The organism is Yinghuangia sp. YIM S09857, from assembly GCF_051388915.1.
In the GTDB taxonomy this organism is placed as follows: domain Bacteria; phylum Actinomycetota; class Actinomycetes; order Streptomycetales; family Streptomycetaceae; genus Yinghuangia.
The window spans coordinates 27366-31367 of sequence record NZ_JBPKBH010000036.1; the positions used below are offsets into that span (position 1 = coordinate 27366).

The window sequence follows — 4002 nt, forward strand, 5'->3', positions numbered from 1 at the left end:
GGGCGGGCGACCCGCCCGCCCGGCGCCCGGGGGGTCAGCGTGTGGCGGCGACCTGGGCGATGGCGGCCCTGGCGATTTCGTCGGCGGCGGTGGCCGGGTCGGTCAGCTCGATCAGGCGGGCGCCGGGGACGACGCGGGCTTTCAACTTGCCCCGGAAGTGCAGTTGCAGGACCGCGCACCCGGCCGCGATGAGCCTGCGAACGCGGGCCGCGGCGTCGGCGGTCTCGTGTGTGTTGTAGATGCCGTCGGAGGCGATGACGAGCAGCCGCCCGGCGCCGGGGCGCGTGAGGTCGAGTGCGGCGTCGAGGGCGTCGATGGCCGCGGCGAGGGCGTGGCCGGCGCGTTCGGCCGTGAACACGGTGGCGCGGGCGGGCGCGCGGCCGGGGCGGGTGACCGCGGTCAGCTCCCGGTTGTACGCGATGGTCGCGGTTTTGGAGGCGGGGTCGGTCATCGCGGCGGCCTTGGCGAGGATCCACGCGGCGGAGGAGAACGGGCCGGTGGCCGCGCGCATGGAGGAGGACACGTCGACCGCGATGCCGACCCGCAGCGGCGGGGTGGGGGTGGCGCGCCGCTGGGTGGTTCGCCACGGCAGCGCGGTCGGGACGGCCCCCGCGGCGCGCTGCGCGTCGCGGGCGAGGGCCGCGCGCATGTTCAGGCGCCCGGGCGGGGCCGCCGAGGCCGTCGTGGTCTCGACGCGCTCGCGGTAGGCGGCGCCTCGCAGGCCCCGGGCGAGGCGCCCGGCGGCGGTCTTCTCGGCGTTGGTCGGGGGGCGGGTGCCGGTCACTGGGGAGGGCAGGACGGTGCTGCCCGGGCCGCCGTCGGCGTCGACGGTTCCGGCGTTCGGCGCGAACACCGCCTTGGCGAGGTCGGCGGCTTTGCGGGCACGTGCCGCGGTGTCCCGGCGGGCCTCGATCCGGGCGTGGGCCGCGTCCGCCTCCGCCTGGTCGGCGGCGTGTTCGGCGGCGGCGCGGGCCCGCTCGGTCGCGGCCACGTTCGCGGCGAGTTGGCCGATCGCGCCGGCGAGTACGCCCGCAACACCGCCCTCGGCGTCGTCGGGGCGGCGTTCGGGGCCGGTCGCGTCGCTGCCGACCGCCTCGCACCAGGCCCGGCCGAGGGCCAGCATGGCATCCGCGTCGTGGTCGGCGACTTGGTGGGCGGCGGCCCAGATCCCGGCCAGTGTGGCGAGGGTGTCGGCGCTGAGGATGCCTGTGACGATGCGCTCGATGTGGGAGACCTCGGCGGGTTCGAGGATTTCGGCGTCGCGGCGGGCGAGGATCAGCCCGGCCGCGAGCGCGGCGGACCAGGCGTCGTCGGGGGGCGCGGTGCCCAGGTCGTCCATGACCATCGTGTGCACGACCCGGCGCAGGTAGGGGCGGTCGCCCGGGCGGCGGCCGAGGTGGGCGCGTTCGGCGCGGGACTCCTCCAGCATTTCCGCGGCTGCCGCGGCGGCGGTGCCGTGCTGGTCGTGCAGGCTGGCCCAGGCGCTGTGTGCGCTGTGCGCGGCCTCGTGCACGAGGGCGCCCCACGCGACCGGGTAGCGGTTCTCGTCGCCGAACACCGCCGGGCGGATGCCGCTGGGGTGGTGCGGGGCGAACACGGCCCGGTCGACCTCGATCTGGCCCAGGGTGGGGAAGAACACGGCGGGCGCGCCGGAGCGGGTGTTCGGTTCGCAGGTGACGATCACATCGTCGCGGTCGGCCAACGCCGTCAGGCGGCCGGTCAGTTCGGCGCCGATCCGCAGCCACTCGGCCTCGCACGCCTCGGTGCGGGCGGTCGGCAAGGTGACCGGGCCGCCGTCGTCGTCCCAGCGCGCGGAGGCGAGTTCATCGTCGGTGATCACGGGCGCGGTGTGGTGCACGTGGCGGTGGGCAGGCATCGCCGATCGGTGTCCCTTCGCGTGGGTGTGTGGGGTGGCGGGAGCGGGGTTAGGGGGCCGCCTTGCGGGGCCGCGGTCCGACGCTGGCCGGGGGCGGGTGCCGCGCTCGGGGGGCGGCACCGCCGGCGGGATGTCAGATCTGTTTGCCGAGGGCGAGGGCGGTGACCCGGCGACCGCAGGTCTTGGCCACGATGTCGGCGACCTGGTCGCGGTCCTCCTCGGGCGCGATGCCCACGAGGTTCGCGAACGCGGTGGCGGTGCCGAGGACATCGGCGATCTTCTGGAACGCGATCAACTCGCGCAGTTGCGGCGCCCACCCCAGGTCGCCCGCGGCAACCAGCACGGCGAGGTTCTTCGCCACGGTCACCGCCCCCTTGTCGATGCCGAGGCGCCGGCACAGGTCGTAGTCCGTCTCCACCCGGATCTGGGTGCTGAACCGCGAGGACAGCGCCTCGGTCAGGATCGCCCCGTGCACGCCCGGGTTGTGGCCGGCGATCACGTAGAAGCCGTCGGCGGCGGTGACCGTCTCGCCCTGGTGCGCCTTGACGGTGATCTGCCGGCGGCCGTCCATCGCCGGGTACATCGCGGCGAGGACCTTCGGCGAGATCAGGGTCGCGTCGTCGATCAGCAGCGCGCGGCCCTGAAGCATCGCGGTCACCACCGGCCCGTACGCGAACTGGTAGCCGCCGTCCGCCTTCTGGGTCCACTCGCCGATCAGGTCGCCGACGGTGGTGTCGCCGTCGCCCGCGACGGTGATCAGGTCGGGGAACGCCGCCTCGGCCATCGAGGTCTTCCCCGTCCCCGGCGGCCCGTACAGCAGCGCGGGCACCCCCGCCGCGCGCAACTTGCGCAACCCCTCCACGTCACTGATGCCGCCGGCGAGCCTGCGCGGGTAGTACACCGCACCGTTCGGACGGCGGATCGGGCCGTTCGCGGGCGCGGGGGCGGGGGTGAGTGGAGTGGTGGGCACCGGCGTGCTCGGGGCCGGGGCCGCGGCTTCCGCCGGGCCGGGCACGGGCGCGGGAGGCCGCGGCGCACGCGGGCGCGACGAGGCGGCGGTCCCGCGCGGGGAGACCACCGCCGCCACCGCGGCGGCGGTGGTCGCCGCGTTGGCCTTGTACCGGCGTGGCCCGGTGCCGGCGAGTTCGGCCTCGCCGCGCGTGACGAGGGTGTCGCACGCGTTGCCGATCGCGCCGCCGGAGTTGCCCAGCGCGGCGACCAGGTCCGAGACCGAGTACAGGCTGCCGGGGTCCGCGGTGAGGACCGCAGCGACCGCGGCACGCAACTGGCCGGGCCGGGCCTTCCCCACCAGGACCGGAACCGCGGTCGGCACGGCAGGCACGGTCGGTGCCGCCTGGGCGGGCGTCGGGGTGGTCATCACACCTCCACGAGAACGTCGGGATATAGGCGGGAACGTGAACCAACAGCAGCGATAGGCAAGTTCGAGCGGCACTGGAACAGGCGTCAGGCGGCAGGACAGGCGGGTGACGGGCCGGGGCCGGGCGGGGCGATCTGCCGGCCCCGGCAGTCACGCGGGCACGCGGCGACGCAGCGGCCCTACTCGTGGACCGTCCGGCGGACGTCCCACGCACGCGGCGGGAACCCGCCGCGGGAGAGCCACTCGTCGAGGGCGAGGAACAGCTCGGCGACCGTGTCCCCCCACTCCTCGGCGGCCCCCGGCACCTCGCCGGCGACCAGCCGGGCGTACTCACGCAGGTCTTCCAGCGTCTCGTTCGGGTCCATCACGGCCTCCCTTTCCACACGTCCCGCGCCATTTCGAGCGCAGGCTCCGCCTCGAGCAGAAACCACAGGAATTCACATCACCGTTTTCCGAGGAATTCCCTCGGAACCGGCCGCCCGGTTTTCCCGGGCACATTTACAAGGTAGCTCGGACGCGGCAATTCACCTAGGGCAAATCGGACGAGGGAGTGCGGGAATTACTCGAATTCCACGACAGAAATAGAGGCGTCGGTGATATTCCTCGACGCATTGCGTCGTGACCGCCCCCGCACACGACACTTCCCTGCCCCCGCCGCCCGCCTCGCCGGCCAACGGCGGCCCCGGCACGGCGGCCCCGGCACGGCGGCCCCGGCACGGCGGCCCCGGCACGGCGGCCCCGGCACGGC

General features: G+C 75.1%; 3 protein-coding genes. All 3 read right to left on the minus strand.

What is annotated here, in order from left to right; translation table 11 throughout:
* Positions 1-34 precede the first annotated feature (34 nt).
* Entirely contained in the window at positions 35-1876 is a 1842-nt protein-coding gene (locus tag ACRX5S_RS40115; RefSeq protein ID WP_436778236.1) for a hypothetical protein, read from the minus strand.
* Between the two features lie 133 nt (positions 1877-2009).
* On the minus strand, positions 2010-3254 hold the full coding sequence (locus ACRX5S_RS40120; protein WP_436778237.1) for an AAA family ATPase: 1245 nt from the start codon (positions 3252-3254) through the stop codon (positions 2010-2012).
* Between the two features lie 179 nt (positions 3255-3433).
* Complete coding sequence (locus tag ACRX5S_RS40125; RefSeq protein WP_436778238.1) at positions 3434-3619, minus strand: hypothetical protein; 186 nt, start codon at positions 3617-3619, stop codon at positions 3434-3436.
* Positions 3620-4002: the final 383 nt, after the last annotated feature.

Excerpts from the sequence above, each read along its gene's own strand:
- ACRX5S_RS40115 (WP_436778236.1), bottom strand. The coding sequence starts at position 1,876 with ATGCCTGCCCACCGCCACGTGCACCACACCGCGCCCGTGATCACCGAC.
- ACRX5S_RS40120 (WP_436778237.1), bottom strand. The coding sequence starts at position 3,254 with ATGACCACCCCGACGCCCGCCCAGGCGGCACCGACCGTGCCTGCCGTG.
- ACRX5S_RS40125 (WP_436778238.1), bottom strand. The coding sequence starts at position 3,619 with ATGGACCCGAACGAGACGCTGGAAGACCTGCGTGAGTACGCCCGGCTG.